14 protein-coding genes and 1 tRNA gene are annotated in these 15,197 nt (G+C 75.0%); 10 read left to right on the forward strand and 5 right to left on the reverse strand.

All coding sequences use genetic code 11. The features are described 5' to 3' along the window. Window positions 1–19: 19 nt before the first annotated feature. The 7 genes from OO57_RS01185 (at window position 20) to OO57_RS01210 (ending at window position 4,871) form a co-directional block, all read left to right on the forward strand. Window positions 20–613 (forward strand): nucleoside deaminase, encoded by a 594-nt coding sequence (locus OO57_RS01185; RefSeq protein WP_081973384.1) that lies wholly within the window; start codon window positions 20–22, stop codon window positions 611–613. Between the two features lie 53 nt (window positions 614–666). After that, a tRNA-Ser gene (locus tag OO57_RS01190) sits at window positions 667–753 on the forward strand. Window positions 754–918: 165 nt separating this feature from the next. Further along, the gene (locus tag OO57_RS01195; protein WP_051776319.1) at window positions 919–1,584 is read left to right on the forward strand and encodes a DUF4328 domain-containing protein; all 666 of its coding nucleotides are present in this window, start codon (window positions 919–921) and stop codon (window positions 1,582–1,584) included. Window positions 1,585–2,180: 596 nt separating this feature from the next. After that, window positions 2,181–2,345 (forward strand): hypothetical protein, encoded by a 165-nt coding sequence (locus OO57_RS44520; RefSeq protein WP_199811186.1) that lies wholly within the window; start codon window positions 2,181–2,183, stop codon window positions 2,343–2,345. Between the two features lie 76 nt (window positions 2,346–2,421). Next, window positions 2,422–2,715, forward strand: coding sequence for a Dabb family protein (locus OO57_RS01200; RefSeq protein ID WP_033250322.1), 294 nt, complete (start codon window positions 2,422–2,424; stop codon window positions 2,713–2,715). 203 nt (window positions 2,716–2,918) lie between these two features. Beyond that, window positions 2,919–3,848: an RNA polymerase sigma factor SigF gene (locus OO57_RS01205; RefSeq protein ID WP_081973386.1), complete on the forward strand. Its 930-nt coding sequence runs from the start codon at window positions 2,919–2,921 to the stop codon at window positions 3,846–3,848. Between the two features lie 156 nt (window positions 3,849–4,004). Continuing rightward, entirely contained in the window at window positions 4,005–4,871 is an 867-nt protein-coding gene (locus OO57_RS01210) for an RNA polymerase sigma factor SigF (protein WP_033250439.1), read from the forward strand. A gap of 16 nt (window positions 4,872–4,887) precedes the next feature. Here the strand turns inward: OO57_RS01210 and OO57_RS01215 are convergent, their stop codons facing one another. Together OO57_RS01215 and OO57_RS01220 are read right to left on the reverse strand one after the other, a co-directional pair. Continuing rightward, the gene (locus OO57_RS01215; protein ID WP_051776323.1) at window positions 4,888–5,736 is read right to left on the reverse strand and encodes a tyrosine-protein phosphatase; all 849 of its coding nucleotides are present in this window, start codon (window positions 5,734–5,736) and stop codon (window positions 4,888–4,890) included. A 104-nt stretch (window positions 5,737–5,840) separates the two neighbouring features. Beyond that, window positions 5,841–6,044, reverse strand: coding sequence for a hypothetical protein (locus OO57_RS01220; RefSeq protein WP_033250323.1), 204 nt, complete (start codon window positions 6,042–6,044; stop codon window positions 5,841–5,843). A 150-nt stretch (window positions 6,045–6,194) separates the two neighbouring features. Here OO57_RS01220 and OO57_RS01225 point away from each other — a divergent pair, with 150 nt between their 5' ends. Continuing rightward, entirely contained in the window at window positions 6,195–7,151 is a 957-nt protein-coding gene (locus tag OO57_RS01225) for an aldo/keto reductase (RefSeq protein ID WP_033250324.1), read from the forward strand. 77 nt (window positions 7,152–7,228) lie between these two features. Here the strand turns inward: OO57_RS01225 and OO57_RS40565 are convergent, their stop codons facing one another. The 3 genes from OO57_RS40565 to OO57_RS01240 form a co-directional block, all read right to left on the reverse strand. Further along, complete coding sequence (locus tag OO57_RS40565; RefSeq protein WP_063737470.1) at window positions 7,229–8,182, reverse strand: C40 family peptidase; 954 nt, start codon at window positions 8,180–8,182, stop codon at window positions 7,229–7,231. Further along, on the reverse strand, window positions 8,179–9,546 hold the full coding sequence (locus tag OO57_RS45060) for an SPFH domain-containing protein (RefSeq protein ID WP_051776325.1): 1,368 nt from the start codon (window positions 9,544–9,546) through the stop codon (window positions 8,179–8,181). The genes OO57_RS40565 and OO57_RS45060 overlap by 4 nt, the downstream gene beginning before the upstream one ends. Window positions 9,547–9,758: 212 nt before the next feature. Further along, a complete protein-coding gene (locus tag OO57_RS01240; protein WP_033250325.1) occupies window positions 9,759–13,184 on the reverse strand; it encodes an Ig-like domain-containing protein in 3,426 nt (1,141 codons plus the stop codon). 299 nt (window positions 13,185–13,483) lie between these two features. Here OO57_RS01240 and OO57_RS01245 point away from each other — a divergent pair, with 299 nt between their 5' ends. Together OO57_RS01245 and OO57_RS01250 are read left to right on the forward strand one after the other, a co-directional pair. After that, entirely contained in the window at window positions 13,484–13,900 is a 417-nt protein-coding gene (locus tag OO57_RS01245; RefSeq protein ID WP_033250326.1) for a globin family protein, read from the forward strand. Between the two features lie 10 nt (window positions 13,901–13,910). Next, a complete protein-coding gene (locus tag OO57_RS01250; protein WP_051776327.1) occupies window positions 13,911–15,110 on the forward strand; it encodes a globin domain-containing protein in 1,200 nt (399 codons plus the stop codon). The last annotated feature ends 87 nt before the right edge of the window (window positions 15,111–15,197 follow it).

The raw sequence follows: 15,197 nt of genomic DNA on the forward strand, positions 1-15,197 counted from the left end.
GGTGCCCGACACTGGGTCCATGCAGCCCGCTCCCCTTCCCGCCGACACCCTGGGCGAACGGCCGCGGATCGCCCCGCTGCCCGCCCCCGAACGCCCCGACCCGGTCCGCGACCGGTGGCGGGCCCGGATGCGCCTCGCGATCGAGGAGGCCGCCCTGGCCACCGCCACCGGTGACGTTCCGGTCGGGGCGTTCGTCCTCGGCCCGGACGGCACGGTGCTCGGCCGCGGCCACAACGTCCGCGAGGCGGTGGGCGACCCGACCGGCCACGCCGAGGTGGTGGCCATCCGGCAGGCCGCGCAGAGGTTGAACGAAGCCGCGCGAAGCGCGTCCGGCGAGGGTGGTGGTGGGCGACGGGCGGGCGGGGAGTGGCGGCTGAGCGGCTGCACCCTGGTCGTCACCCTGGAGCCCTGCACCATGTGCGCGGGCGCGATCGTGCTCTCCCGGCTCGCCCGGGTGGTCTTCGGCGCCCACGACCCGAAGGCGGGCGCGGCCGGTTCGCTGTTCGACGTCGTCCGCGACAACCGCCTCAACCACCGCCCCGAGGTGGTCGGCGGCGTCCTCGCCGACGAGTGCACCGCCCAGCTGCTGGCCTTCTTCGAGACCCAGCGCTGACCCGCCCCGGAACGGATTTCACCCCGTCCCCCCGATCCGGTAGAGTTCCCCTCGGTAGCGTGTCCGAGCGGCCAAAGGAGCACGCCTCGAAAGCGTGTGTGGGGGCAACTCCACCGTGGGTTCGAATCCCACCGCTACCGCCGCTCGAAGGGCCCGACCGGTCTCCGGTCGGGCCCTTCGGCATTCCGGACCTTCCCGGCCCGAAGCGGACAAACCATTGCTGAGCTGGGATTTTACCTGGCCACGGGTCAGCGGCGGGCGCTACTGTGCGGACTCCTTCACCACCGGAAGCAGGAGTTCCCCCCGTGCCCTCCCCCGCCGTCTACCGCTCGCCCCAGGGGCTCGCCTCCGCCACCACGGCCCTGTTCGCCCTGCACGGGGCGGCCGCGCTCGGGTCGGCGGCCGTGCTGCTGGCGCAGTACGCGGCGGGCGGCTCCTCCTCCGCGGAGGCGGACTGGCTGGCGACGGTGGTGGGTTCGGTGGAGTACCTGCTGTTCCTGGGCAGCGCGGCGGTGTTCCTGCCCTGGATGTACCGGGTGCGGGTGAACGCCGAGGTGATCTACCCGCACGGGCAGCAGCGCGCCCGCGTGCTGGCGGTGGTCGGCTGGTTCATCCCGTTCGCGGGCATCTGGTTCCCGTGGCGGGTCGCCAACGACGTCTGGAGGGCCAGCGCCCCGGCCGGCGAGCACGGCGTGCCGCAGCCCGTCCCCGCCCGGGCGGGGCACGTCTGGTGGGTCAGCCTGATGCTCAGCTGGCTGCTCTTCTTCCTGGGCACCGAGAGCCTCGGTTCCGAGGCTTCCCTGCACTACGCCGACTCGCGCCGGGAGGCACTGGGCATCCTGGTCGCCGGTGAACTGCTGACGCTGGCCGCCATGGTGTCCGGCCTGCTGATGGTCCGCCGGCTGACCGCCATGCAGGAGGCCCACGCGGCCCGCGCCCGGGCGGCCTGGGCCCCGCCGGTCACCGCCTGAGGGACCCCGGAGGGCCCGGCGGCGGCCGGCAGCGGCAGCACCGGCGCACTCCCCGTCCCGGGCGGCAGCTGGTGCCCGGCCTCCGGCGACCCGACCGGCGCGCCCTCCGGATTCCCGTGCGCGAGGGCCGGGTCGGCGAGGCACCCGCGTCGCGCGTCGGCCCCGGTGACGGTGCCCGTGGTGAGGCGAAAGGCTCCGCACTCCCGGGCGGTTGACCACCGTGCCCTGGGGAGTGCGGAGCCTGGCCGGAACCTTTCGGTCCGCGGTGGGGGCGGCAGCTCCGGGGGGACGAGCTGCCGCCCCGGGCGGAGGTCCCACAACCGGGTCCGCGTCGGGGGGAAGCCGCGGTGCCCGGTCCCACAGCGGGGACCTCCGGATCGCCGTACCGGGGATTCCTGCCAGATCCTCGGTACGTCAACCATCCTGCCGCCCCGCGCCGGTGGGCACATCCGGAGAAAGCCCCGTCCGCGCAGGACCTTCGTCCCAGCGGGTGAACACGCCCCTCACTCCTTGCGCCGTCCGGTGGATAAGCTGCCGGGTGGCAGGGCCGCACGGGGAGAGGGCGGCGGCCCGACTCAGGGAGGCAGGCCCGTTCGATGGCTCAGGCGAAGAAGGTGGCCATGTGGATCCTGGTCATCTTCGTCATCTACACGATCATCACCTCACCGGAGCGCTCGGCGGACCTGGTGAAGTCCGGCTTCGTCGGCATCTCGGACGCCGCCAAGGCGGTCGGCTCGTTCATGACCGGACTGGTGCGCTAGTACCGTTGCGGGGTTCGTCCTTCCGGGCGCTCCCGCGGGCGGGCGCGCCCTCCCCCACCCCGCGAGGAGCGGCATCGTGATCCGGCACCTGGTCCTGTTCAAGCTCAACGAAGGCGTCACCAAGGAGGATCCGCGGGCGGTCGCGGGCGCGAAGGCGTTCGCGGAGCTCGGCGCGCTGGTCCCCGAGCTGCGCGAGTGGGAGTGCGGCTGGAACTTCGCCGAGCGGGACATCGCCCAGGACTTCGCGATCAACAGCCTGGTCGCGGACCGCGAGGCGCTGGCCGCGTACCTGGGCCACCCGGCCCATCAGGCAGCCGCCGCGCAGTGGCGCGAGTTCGCCACCTGGGTGATCGCCGACCTGGAGGTCTGACCCTCCCCCGCCTTCCCTCGTACACGCACGACCCGGCGGCCCCCGCCCCCCGCGCGCGAGCGGGGGCCGTAGCACACTCCGCCGAATGCTGGACGGTTCGTCAACACGCCTCCGTCGGGTACTTGCCCGGCCACAGAGCGACTTGTGATGCTATGACCGGTTTTGCCGGAAATTGGCGAGGTGGTTCTCAAGGGAGGGGTGACGTGTCCGTGCGGACGCAGCAGGGCAGTGCGCCCGAGGACCAGGCCGAGGACCGGATCGGCAGTCGACTCGAACCCAGGACCGAGCCCCGGGCCGGGGCCCTCGCCGTGGAGCCCGCCGAGGACCTGCCGGACCCCCTCGAACTCGCCTCCCGCCGCTCCGGCAACCGCGGCGCCGTGGACGTCCGCACCCTCACCCGGGTGCTGTTCGAACGGCTCTCCGAGCTCCCGCCCGACGCCCCCGAGCGCGCCCGGGTCCGCTCCGCCCTGATCGAGATCAACATCCCGCTGGTCCGCTACGCCGCCACCCGCTTCCGCAGCCGCAGCGAACCCATGGAGGACGTCGTCCAGGTCGGCACCATCGGCCTGATCAACGCCATCGACCGCTTCGACCCCGAGCGCGGCGTCCAGTTCCCGACCTACGCGCTGCCCACCATCCTCGGCGAGATCAAGCGCTACTTCCGCGACAACGTCCGCACCATGCACGTCCCGCGCCGCCTCCAGGAGCTGTGGGTACAGGTCAGCGGCGCCATGGAGGAGCTGACCGTCACCCACGGCCGGGCCCCCAAGGTCCCCGAGATCGCCGCCAACCTGCGCATCCCCGAGGAGGACGTCCGGGCCTGCCTGGACGCCGGGCGCGCCTACAACGCCGCCTCCCTGGAGGCCGCCCAGGAGCACGAGGGCGGTCTCGCCCTGCTCGACCGGCTCGGGTACGAGGACTCCGCCCTCACCGACGTCGAGCACCGCGACATGGTCCGCCACCTGCTGGTCCAGCTCCCCGAGCGGGAGCGGCGGATCATCATGCTGCGGTTCTTCGCCAACCTCACCCAGTCGCAGATCTCCACCGAACTCGGCATGTCCCAGATGCACGTCTCCCGGCTGCTGTCGCGGATCCTGTCCCGGCTGCGCACCGGGAACTCCTGGGAGGAGTGAGTCGCCTCCTGTTGCCCCGCGTCACCGGCGGGTGACGAGTCGCGACGATCGGGTTTGCCGGGGCCGGTGCGCCGGTATGGAGGAGTCAGACCCGTCAGCCGGGAACCACTGTGGGGTGGCGACCGTTCGACAGACAGTCACGAGGGGGTGGGCGCCGTGTTCACAGAACCGGGCAGTGCGGTCATCGAGGCCCAGGCCGATGCCGAAGCCGTCGTCGCAACGATCCCGGCCCAGGCCGGTCCCGCCGAGGCCCCCGACCGGGCCCTCGACACCCGCACGCTGTCCCGCGCGCTGTTCCGCCGCCTCGCCGGGCTGGAGGTCGGCAGCGCGGAGCACACCTACGTCCGGGACACGCTGATCGAGCTCAACCTGCCGCTGGTCCGGTACGCCTCCGCGCGCTTCCGCAGCCGCAACGAGCCGATGGAGGACATCGTCCAGGTCGGCACCATCGGCCTGATCAAGGCCATCGACCGCTTCGACCCGGACCGCGGCGTCGAGTTCCCGACCTTCGCCATGCCCACCGTGGTAGGCGAGATCAAGCGCTTCTTCCGCGACACCAGCTGGTCGGTGCGCGTCCCGCGCCGCCTCCAGGAGCTGCGCCTGGCCCTCACCAAGGCCGGCGACGAGCTCTCCCAGCGCCTGGACCGCTCCCCCACCGTCCCCGAGCTCGCCGCCTACCTCGGCGTCACCGAGGACGACGTGGTGGAGGGCCTCGCCGTCGGCAACGCGTACACCGCCAGCTCCCTGGACTCCAGCCCCGCCGAGGACGACGGCGGCGACGGCCCGCTCGCCGACCGCCTCGGCTACGAGGACCTCGCCCTGGAGGGCGTCGAGTACCGCGAGTCGCTCAAGCCGCTGCTCGCCAAGCTCCCGCCCCGCGAGCGCCGGATCATCATGCTGCGCTTCTTCGGCAACCTGACGCAGTCCCAGATCGGCGAGGAGATCGGCATCTCCCAGATGCACGTCTCCCGCCTGCTCACCAAGACCCTCGCCCACCTCCGGGAGGGCCTCACCGCGGAGTGAGCGGCGGCGGGCGGCGTCAGACGGTGCAGGCCCGCCGCAGCCGCAGCAGGTGCTCCTCGGTCAGCCCGAGGCCGTCCTGCCAGAAGTGCTCGAAGCCGGACCACCCGAGGGCCAGCTCCTCGAACGCGGCCTCCAGGTAGACCGCCTCCGCCCGGGCCAGCGGCCGCATCAGCGGGTCCACCCGGGCGATCAGGGCGGCGGCCCGCTCGTTGGTGAGCAGATAGTCCGCCAGGACGCTCTCCCGGTCCACGCCGAGCGCGGTGAGCAGCAGGGCCGCCGTCCAGCCGGTGCGGTCCTTGCCCGCCGTGCAGTGGAAGAGCACCGGCGCGCCGTCCGCCTCGGCGATCAGCCGCAGCACGGTGGCGAAGCGCGAGCGGGCGACCGCGTCGGTGACGAACCAGCGGTACATCCCGGTCATCATCGCGGCGCCCCGCCCGTCCCCGAGGACGGCGTGCATCGCCGCCGGGTCGCCGCTGCCCAGCGCCCGCCGCAGCTCCACGTACAGGTCGAAGTCCGCGGAGAACACCGGCAGGTGGTGCAGGGTCGGCCCGAGGCCGTCGAGGGCCGGGACGGTGAGCATCGCCGCCGCGTCCGGCGGCAGCACGGCCGCGGGCAGGCCGGGCACCAGGTCGGCGCCCAGGTGGCGGACCTCGTCCAGGCTGCGCAGGTCCACCACGTGGCGCAGCCCGATCGCGCCCAGCAGCGCCCGGTCGTCCTCGCCGAGGCGGCTGAGCGCCTCGGTGCGCAGCAGCGCGCCCGCGCGCACGGTGCGGCCGTCCGCGGTGCGGTAGCCGCCCAGGTCGCGGGCGTTGACGGCGGCGGCCAGGCCGAGGCTCCTGGCGGTCTCGGTGGACGGCGCGGTCACGGGTGCCTCCTGGCGGCGGTGCGACGGACCCGGCCAGTGTAGGCACGCCCGTCGGCGGGACCACCGGGTGCCTCCGGCCGGCCCCGCGCGGACGGGCCCGGGTGCTACTTGACGGCCAGCCAGATCACGCCGACGACGACCGCCAGGGCCACCACGGCCCCGATGACGATCAGCGGGGTGCGGTTCGGCGAGGAGCTGCTGCTGCCGTAGGTGGTGACGGTGCCCGGGGCCTGCGGGGCCGGGGCCTCGTCGACGAACGCCCGGAACATCTGGGTCGAACCGGCGGGGTCGTAGTCGTTGTCAGCCATGGAACGGGACTCTAGCCGCCCCGGGCGGCCCGCCGACACCCCGGACCCCGTCCCGGAGCAGGTCTGCACGCTCCCCTCACCCCGGCCGGTCCGGGCGTGGACGCACGGCCCGGCGGAATCAAGCCGGACCCGAACGGGTTGTTCCCGGGCATGACCAACAGTGACGCCCCCCGGGTGACTCTCGGCCCCTCCGACCTCGCCGTCTCCCCGCTGGCCCTCGGCGGCAACGTCTTCGGCTGGACGGCCGACGCCGAGCAGTCCTTCGCCGTCCTCGACGCGTACGCCGCCGCGGGCGGCAACTTCCTCGACACCGCGGACGTGTACTCGGCCTGGGCGCCGGGCAACTCCGGCGGCGAGTCGGAGACCGTCATCGGCGACTGGCTGCGCAGCCGGGGCAACCGCGAGCAGATCGTGGTCGCCACCAAGGTCGGCATGCTGTCCGGCCTGGACAACCTGCGGCCGGAGACGATCCGGCGGGGCGCCGAGGCCTCGCTGCGCCGGCTCGGCGTGGAGCGGATCGACCTGTTCTACACCCACCGGGACGACCCGGACACCCCGGTCGAGGAGATCGTCACGGCGCTGGACGAGCTGGTCCGCGAGGGCAAGGTGCGCGAGGTCGCCGCGTCCAACATCGGCCCGGAGCGGCTCGCCGCCTCGCTGGAGTTCGCCGAGCGCGAGGGCCTGGCCAAGTACGTCGCGGTGCAGCCGCACTACAACCTGGTCTCCCGCGACACCTACGAGGGCCCGCTGGCCGACACCGTCGCCGCGCACGGCCTGTCCGTCGTCCCCTACTTCGCGCTCGCCTCCGGATTCCTGACCGGCAAGTACCGCCCGGGCACCGCCGTCGACTCCGCCCGGGCCCAGGGCGCCGGCCGCTACCTGGACGACCCCCGCGGCCCCCGGGTGCTCGCCGCCCTGGACGAGGTCGCCGCCGCGCACGGCGTGCAGCCCGCCACCGTGGCGCTGGCCTGGCTGGCCGCCCAGCCGACCGTCGCCGCGCCGCTGGCCAGCGCCCGCACCGTCGAGCAGCTGCCCCCGCTGCTGGCCGCCGCCTCGCTGCGGCTGACCGGGGCCGAGCTCAAGCTGCTCACCGCGGCCTCCGACTGACCCGGCCCGCACACGGCGGCGGCGCCCCTCCCGCCACGCTGCGGGAGGGGCGCCGCCGTGCTTCCCGGCCCGGCCGCTCAGTAGCGGCCGAAGAAGTCCGGGTAGTAGCCGCTGTTGAGGCGGGAGACCCGGACGTCCTTGCCGGGGCGGGGGGCTTCCACGTACGTCCCGTCACCGAGGTAGACGGCCACGTGGTGGATGCCGGAGACCCGGCCGTTGCTGGACCAGAACACCAGGTCGCCGCGCTGCAGCTGCCCCGAGGAGACCGGGGTGGCGGCCCGGTACTGGTCGTCGGCGACCCGCGGGGTGGCGACCCCGGCCCGGCGGAACGCCTGCTGGACCAGGCCCGAGCAGTCGAACCCGTTCGGCCCGTTGCCGCCCCACACGTACGGCTTGCCGACCTGTGCCAGCGCGTAGGACACCGCCGCCTCCACCCCGCTCGCGGCGGGCTCCGCGGGCTGGCCGGACTGGCCTCCGGGGGCGCCCCGGTCACCGGTCCGGGAGACGTAGACGTCGTAGTGGCTGGTGTAGCGCCACTGCCCGGCCGCGTTCCTGAACCAGTAGACCTTGCCGTCCCAGCCCTGCCGGATCCCGCCGGAGGACTGCGCCGGGGCCTGCTTCACCGGCTGGGGCTTCGCGTCGTTCGCACCGCCGGTGCGGTCGAGGTAGACGTCGTACCACTTGGTGTAGCGCCACTCGCCGGCCGCGTTCTTGAACCAGTAGACCTTGCCGTCCCAGCCCGGGCCGGACGGCGCGGGCATCGCCTGCGCCGTGGTCGTGCCGAGGCCGAGCCCGACCGCTCCCGCGCCCGCCAGCACCGTGGCGGTCAGGAAGGTCGAGCGCACCGCCCGGTGTATTCGGCCCGGCCGCTCGGCCGCGGCGGACCCGCCGGTGCGGGCCGCCGGGCGGGCGCACGAGGCGCACCGGCAGGCTGACGCACCGTCGGATTCGGCGAAGCCCAGCAGCGGGGCGCCGGAGAAGTCCGGGAGGTCGGCGGGGTCGGTGGATATCGAGGCGAGCGCGGTCGTCACGCGGGTTTCCCTTCCTTGCGGTGCGGGCGGGCGGCCGGGGCGGGCACCGAGGCGGTGACCCCGGCCGGGGCGACGAACGCGACCAGCAGCTGCTCCATCAGGGCGCTGCGCGCGCTGTCGTCCCACTCGTGGGCGGTGGCGCGCTCCAGGCGCCGCACCGCGAGGGCCGCGGCCTCCACCGCGTCGTCCACCAGGACGGTCCGCAGCCCGGCGTCCAGGTCGGCCAGCCGGCGGCGGCGCATCGACTCGGCGACCTCCGGCGCGTAGTCCAGGGCCAGCGGCTGCACCGAGTACACCTCGACCCCGGCCGGGGCGGTCTCGGCGGCCAGCGCCCGGGTCAGCTCGTCGGCGAACCACTGCCCGTCGCGCAGCGCGGGCCCCGGCACGGAGTTGGAGTCGCACGGCAGGAGGGAGGCGGTTCGGGTGAGAACGGCCTGCACCTGCTCGCGCAGATACGTTTCGTGATCGGCGATGCCCAGCGTCACCCGGGCGGTGTCCTTGACCCGCCACACGATCAGCAGCCGCACCACCAGCGGCGTCCCGGCCCGGTCGGTGACGTGCACCGGCTCGCTGCGCCAGTGCCGCAGCCGGACGTCCACCCGGCGGCGGCGCACCAGCGGGTTCACCCACAGCAGGCCGGTGCGGCGAACGGTGCCGCGGTAGCGGCCCCAGCGGGTCAGCACCCGGGTCTCGCCGCCCGGGTTGGACAGCAGGCCGCCGAGCGCGGCCAGCATCACCAGCCCGATCGCGCTGACCGCGGCGAGCGTCCCGTCGCCGACCTCGGCCTCCCCGCCGGCCCGCGCCGCCGCACCGCGCAGGTCGGGCACCCCCGGCAGCTCCGGCAGCGCCCCCGCCCGGGCCAGCACCAGCAGCGCCCCGGCCGCCCCGGCCAGCAGCACCAGCAGCGGCAGCCAGCCCGGCAGCGCGAACGCCCGCCGCTCGCGCAGCGACTGGTCCGCGCGCGGCGGACGGCGGTGGGTCGCGGCGTCCGCGACCGTCGGGTGCGCCGCCGACTGCTTCGCGGTGGCCGCGCTCAGCCGGCGCAGCCCGCTCGACGCGGACGCCGGTGCGGGCGCCGGAGCGGCGGGCTCCGCGGCGGCCCGGGGCCCGGACGGGAACGCGGCGGGGTCGTCCGCGCCGACCGGCACCAGCGCGGCCGGGTCGACGGCCGCACCCACCACCGGGAGCGGCTGGGTGTCCGGGCCCCGGTCGAAGGCGTCCTCGACGGGTGGGGCGGTCGTGATCAGCGGCTTGGTCACCGCCTTGGCGACCGCCTTGGTGAGTTGGGTCGCACCGACCGGGGGCTCGGGTGCGGCGGAGGGCCAGGAGTTGGGTCGCGGCGACGAGTCGCGGGTGACGTCCATGCACGTGTCCTAGGGGTTCAGAGTGTCGCGCAACGGGCGGCCCGGATCTGACGGGCAGTGCCAGACTCAGGCTAGGTTGATAAGTCATCAAATGCGACATTTACCAGGCGGTGTGTCGATTTGTCCGCTATGCGGGTACGGGTCGGCCCGCCCGCCCTGAACTGCGGGAACGAGCGGGCCGACCGGGAACGGGGGCCGGAACGGACGGCCCGTCAGCGACGCCGGGTGCCACTCCCCCGGCCGAACACCCGCCGGGTCAGCAGCCCCACGGCCGCCGCGATCAGCAGCGCCCCGCAGGCCAGCCCGCGCCACCCGGTGGCCGCCGCCCGGTGCGCCGCCGCCACCGCGTCCGGCGGCGGCGCGGCCCCCGCCCGCGAGGGCCCGTCCGCAACGGCCGGACCGTCCGCGGCGTCCCCGACGTCCCCGACGGGCTCGTCCTCCACGGCGGGCTCGTCGTCCGCCCCCGCCGCCGCCTGACCGGGGGACCCGACCGAAGCGGGCGACGGCGCGGACGTGGACGCGGAGACGGACGCGGGGGCGGACGCGGGGGCGGGGGTGGCGGACAGGACCGTCGCGGCGGCCGAAGCCTTCCGGGTCGCGCTCGGCGCCACCGGCGACGGCGTACCGGCCGGAGGCGGCGTGGTCGCGGTCGGTGCCACCGGCGACGGCGTACCGGCCGGAAGCGGCGACGTGGTCGCGGTCGGCGCCCCCCGGCCCGGAGTGGCCGCCGCAGGCGCGACCGGCGCACTCGGCACCGCCGGCACCGGCAACGTCAACGCGGGCTCGGCCCGGCCGTCCGACGGCGCAGGGGAGGCGGACGCGGAGGGCACTGCCGTCGGCGGCACCACGACCGGCAGCAGCTCCGGCGGCACCGGCAGCGCCACGTCCGGCACCGGCGGAGTCGACGGGGTCGGCGGGGTCGACGGCACACCGGACGCCGAGACCGACGGAGCTGCACTCGACGCCACCGCCGAAGCCGACACGGACGGGCTCGCACTCGCACTCGCACTCGCACTCGGTGACACGCTCGCCGAGGGTTCGGGCGTCGGGCTCGCCGTCACCCCGGCCGGATCGCCCGTCGGCGGCACCACGATCGGCAACAGCTCCGGCGGCACCGTCACGTCCGGCACCGGCGGAGTCGGCGGAGTCGGCGGAGTCGGCGGCACCCCGATCGCCGAAGCCGACGCACTCGCCGAGGGCTCGGCTGTCGGAAGGGCGCTCGCACCAGCCGGATCGCCCGTCGACGGCACGCCGGACGCCGAGGCCGACGCGCTCGGCGCACCCTCCGCCAGCGACGCACTCGCACTCGCACTCGGGCTCGCACTCGGGCTCGGGCTCGGGCTCGGGCTCGCCTCGACGCCAGGCTCCGCACTCACACTCGGGCTCGGGCTCGGGCTCGCACTCACGCCCGTCGCCGCGACGCGGACCTCCACCGGGTCGCCCGGGGTGCCGTTGCCCGCGGGGTCGGTGGCGGTGGGGAGGAGGGTGAGGTCGCCGGGGGCGAGGTCGTGGGCGGGGGTGCAGGACCAGGTGCCGTCGGGGGCGGTGACGGCGCTGCAGGCGGTGGTGCGTTCGTCGCCGTGGCCGGTGGCGGCGGTGACGGTGACGGTGGTGCCGGGTTCGGCGCGGCCGGCGAGCCCGGGGCGGGCGGTGTGCAGGAGTTCGCCGCTGCCGGGGGAGGTGAGGCGGGGGCGGTCGGGGGTGGCGGTGTCGACGGTGAGGGCGACCGCCTTGCCGTCGGAGCGGTTCCCGGCGCCGTCGACGGCGTGCGGGGTGAGCCGGTAGCGGCCGTCGTCGAGGTTCTCGACCGGGAGGCAGGACCAGGTGCCGTCGGCGGAGACCGCGGTGGAGCAGACTTCGCCGCCGTCGCGGCCGGTGCCGTCCGCGCTGACGGTGACGGTGACGGTGGAGCCGGGCTCGCCGAGGCCGGTGAGCAGCAGGCCGGGGTCGTTGGTGTAGGCGGGCAGGGTGAGGACGGGGGCGGTGGGCGGCGTGGTCCTGACGGTCAGCCGGAACTCGTCGCCGCGCAGCACCATGCCGCTGCGGGTGGTCTCGACCGGGACGAGGGTGTGGGTGCCCTCGTCGAGGGGGCGGTCGGGGCGGCAGTTCCAGGAGCCGTCGTTGCCGGCCCGGGCGGTGCACACGGTGGTGCCGTTCTCCTGGACGGCGATGCTCGCCCCGGCGACCGCGCCGTCGCCGCGGAACTCGGGGCGGGTCTCCCGGGTGGTGGTGCCGGGGATGGGGAGGCCGACCTGGGGCTTGGCGGCGCCGATCGAGATGCCGGCCTTCTGGTCGACGACCTGCCCGGAGTCGGCGAAGCCGCCGGGGACGACGAGCTGCGCGCCGTTGCGGGCCAGCCGGAGCCGGACCCAGGTGTCGCCGCTGACGGCCCCGGCCGGGACCTGCCACTCCAGGGCGGCGTGGTCCGCCCCGGCGGGGACGTCGGCCTGGACCCGCTCCAGCGGGTCGAAGCGGTCGTTGTGGTCGAAGTCGATCCAGCCCGCCAGCACGGCGGGGTCGCCGCCCGGGTTCACCGGCACGTCCAGGCGGTAGTAGCGGCCGATGGCGGTCTCGGCCGGGAAGTTCAGCGTCGGGTCGGCGCCCTGGTACTCGGCGCGGCCGGGTTGCAGCATCGGCGGGGGCGGGCTGGCCCAGGGGCTGCGGCGGCCCTCCCCGCGGTCGAGCTCCACGCTGGGGGCGACCGGGCCCGCGTCGGGGGACGGCGGGGGCGGGCCCGCGGGCGGGCCGGGCTGCAGCGGGTCCGCGACGGACTGGGCGAGGCCGGGGCGGGCCCGGGTCGCCGAGGTCGCGGCGTCCTGCCCGAGGAACAGGTCGGAGACCAGGTGGGAGACGTTCCCGTACGCCTGCGGGGCGCTGCCGAGGCCCTCGTCGAGGGTGACGGTGTACGCCTGGCGGAGCGGGGCGGGCGGGGTGGTGGAGCCGTTCCGGGCGGTGGAGCGCTGCTCGACGCGGAGCGACACGGTGGAGACGGTGCCGGCGAGTTCGAGGGTGCCGGAGCCGTCGGGGGCGGCGTCCGCCCCGGGGTCGGGGGCGAGCTCGCCGGAGCCGACCGTCCAGCCCGGCCAGCCGGTGCGGCCGACCAGGGCGGGGGCGGCGGGGCTGCCGCCGGTGACGGTCAGCCGGGTGTCGGTGCTGGTGCTGCCGTCCTTCGAAGTGGCCGTGCCCGCAAGGCCGCTGACGTGGAGTCGGGGGTTGCGGACGGGGCGGGAGAAGGAGAGCTGGAGGGTGCCGAGGGTGCGCCAGGAGCCGTCGGCGCGGGGGCGGCGCTCGGCGGCGAGGAAGGTCTCGGCGGGGTCGCCGGGGTGGATGCCGTCGGTGTAGGGGCTGCCGCTGCCGCCGGGGCGGTCGGCGAGCCGGCCGGGAGCGGCGTCGACGCTCACCCCGGGGACGGCCGCGTAGTCGAACTGGACGGCGAGGCCGGAGGGCAGCACGGCGCGCCGCTCGGCGGACCAGCCGTCCGGGGTCTGCTGCGCGGCTGCGGGCGGGGTGAGCGCGCCGGTGAGCAGGCCGGTGGCGATCAGGGCGGCGGTGCGCCGGCCGATCCTGGGGCGCGGCCGGTCACGGTCGGCCGGGCGGGCATCGGGGGCCGGGGCCCGGTGGGGGAACTGTCGGCACATCCGGCTCTCCTCTCGGTGTCGTCGTCCGCCGGGATCGCGGCCCGACCGCCATGTAGCCGAATGCTCATGACGATCGGACAAAAGGGAATCACGATCTGGTTTCGGTCATACCGCGACACCTGGTCATTTCCACCGACACCACCCGAATGGTGGCCACTCGGTCAGCAGCATCGGGATACCCGCCCGACTCACCGTCAACTCCCATGAACAGGTATCAATCGGACGCTACCGCCCACTTGTTGACCTGCGGTCACACTGCCCTGTTCGAATTGGTGGGTTTATCAGTAGAGTCGGCGGGCGTGACGATTGATCCCACTCTCATCAAGTCCAGCTTCGCCGCCGTCGAGCCCCACGGCAGCGAGGTCACCGCCTACTTCTACGCACACCTGTTCGAGCACAACCCGGGCGTGCGCAAGCTCTTCGCCGAGCACATGAACGAGCAGCAGGACCGCCTCTGGGCCGCCATCGGCACCCTGGTCAACAAGCTCGAGGACACCGACACCGTGGTCAACGTGCTCCAGGGCCTGGGCCGCCGGCACGCCGGGTACGGCGCCCTCCCCGAGCACTTCCCCGCCGTCGGCGCCAGCCTGCTCGCCTCCCTCGCGCACTTCGCCGGCGACGCCTGGACTCCGGAGATCGAAGCCGCGTGGACGGCGCTCTACGGCGTCATCACGGATGTCATGAGCGCGGCGCTCACCGAAGAAGCCGCGGGCTGAGAGCCCCCCGGTGCCCTTCGACCCCGCGGTCATCCGCGCCAGCTTCGCCGTCGTCGAGCGCCGCGCCGATCAGCTGACCAAGTTCTTCTACGCCCACCTGTTCACCAACAACCCAGGTGTCGAAGAGCTCTTCCCGGCCAGGCTCGCCGAACAGCGCGACCGCCTCTTCGCCGCGCTCACCCAACTCGTGCTGCGGCTGGAGGAACCGGAGAAACTCACCGGCTACCTGGCGGCGCTCGGGCGTGACCACCGCAAGTTCCAGGCCGCGCCCGAGCACTACCCCGCCGTCGGGGCCAGCCTGATCGCCGCGCTCAAGCACTTCTCCGGCCACTACTGGACCCCCGAGATCGAGAAGGCCTGGATCGAGGCCTTCACCGTGATCTCGCAGGCCATGATCGACGCCGCCGCGGCCGTCCCCGACTCCGTCCCCCGCTGGTGGAACGCGGAGATCGTCGACCGCCGCCGGGCCACCCCCGACCTCGCGGTGCTCACCCTGCGGCCCGACCGGCCGTACCCGTACACCGCGGGCCAGTACCTGACGGTCTGCTCCGACCGTCGCCCGCAGGTCTGGCGGCCCTACTCGCTGGCCTGCGCCCCCCGTCCCGACAACACCCTGGAACTGCACGTCCGCCGGGTGCCCGAGGGGCAGGTGTCCACCGCGCTGGTCAACGACGTCCGGCTCGGCGAGAGCGTCCGGCTCGGGCCGCCGCTCGGCGAGGCCGTCCTCGCCCCCGGCTCCGACCGGCCGCTGCTGATGGTCGCCGCCGGAACCGGCTGGGCCCCGGTCAAGGCCCTGCTGGAACAGCTCGCCCAGGACGGCGGACGGCCCGCCACGGTCTTCGTCGCCGCCCGCGGGGACGAGGACCAGTACGACCTGGACACCGTGCACGCCATGGTCAAGGAACACGCCTGGCTGCACGCCGTGCTCGCCGCACCCGAACGCGGCGCCTCCCGCAGCGAGGCCGCCCGGCTGCTGCGCGAGGGGCTGCGGGAGTACGGGGACTGCTCCGGCCACGACATCCACCTGTCCGGCCCGCCCGACCTCGTCCCCACCCTCGGCGCCCAACTCCTGGAGCAGGGCGCCGAACCCGAGCACCTCCGGCACGACCCGGCCACGCCCACCTTCAACCGCAGCCGCCCGCTCACCCCCGCGGAGTGGTTCCTCGAAGAGCGCGACGTGCCCTGGATCAACCGGACCGAACTCGGCTGACGCCGGCCCTGCCGCCCCCCGACCACCACAACGGGGGACGGCAGGGCCGACGACCGCACCGGGGACCGCGGGAACGACGAAGGCCCC

This window comes from Kitasatospora phosalacinea (assembly GCF_000717185.1).
GTDB classification, from domain to species: Bacteria; Actinomycetota; Actinomycetes; order Streptomycetales; family Streptomycetaceae; genus Kitasatospora; species Kitasatospora phosalacinea_A.

Excerpts from the sequence above, each read along its gene's own strand:
- OO57_RS01185 (WP_081973384.1), top strand. The coding sequence starts at position 20 with ATGCAGCCCGCTCCCCTTCCCGCCGACACCCTGGGCGAACGGCCGCGG.
- OO57_RS44520 (WP_199811186.1), top strand. The coding sequence starts at position 2,181 with ATGGCTCAGGCGAAGAAGGTGGCCATGTGGATCCTGGTCATCTTCGTC.
- OO57_RS01220 (WP_033250323.1), bottom strand. The coding sequence starts at position 6,044 with ATGGCTGACAACGACTACGACCCCGCCGGTTCGACCCAGATGTTCCGG.
- OO57_RS01225 (WP_033250324.1), top strand. The coding sequence starts at position 6,195 with ATGACCAACAGTGACGCCCCCCGGGTGACTCTCGGCCCCTCCGACCTC.
- OO57_RS45060 (WP_051776325.1), bottom strand. The coding sequence starts at position 9,546 with ATGGACGTCACCCGCGACTCGTCGCCGCGACCCAACTCCTGGCCCTCC.
- OO57_RS01240 (WP_033250325.1), bottom strand. The coding sequence starts at position 13,184 with ATGTGCCGACAGTTCCCCCACCGGGCCCCGGCCCCCGATGCCCGCCCG.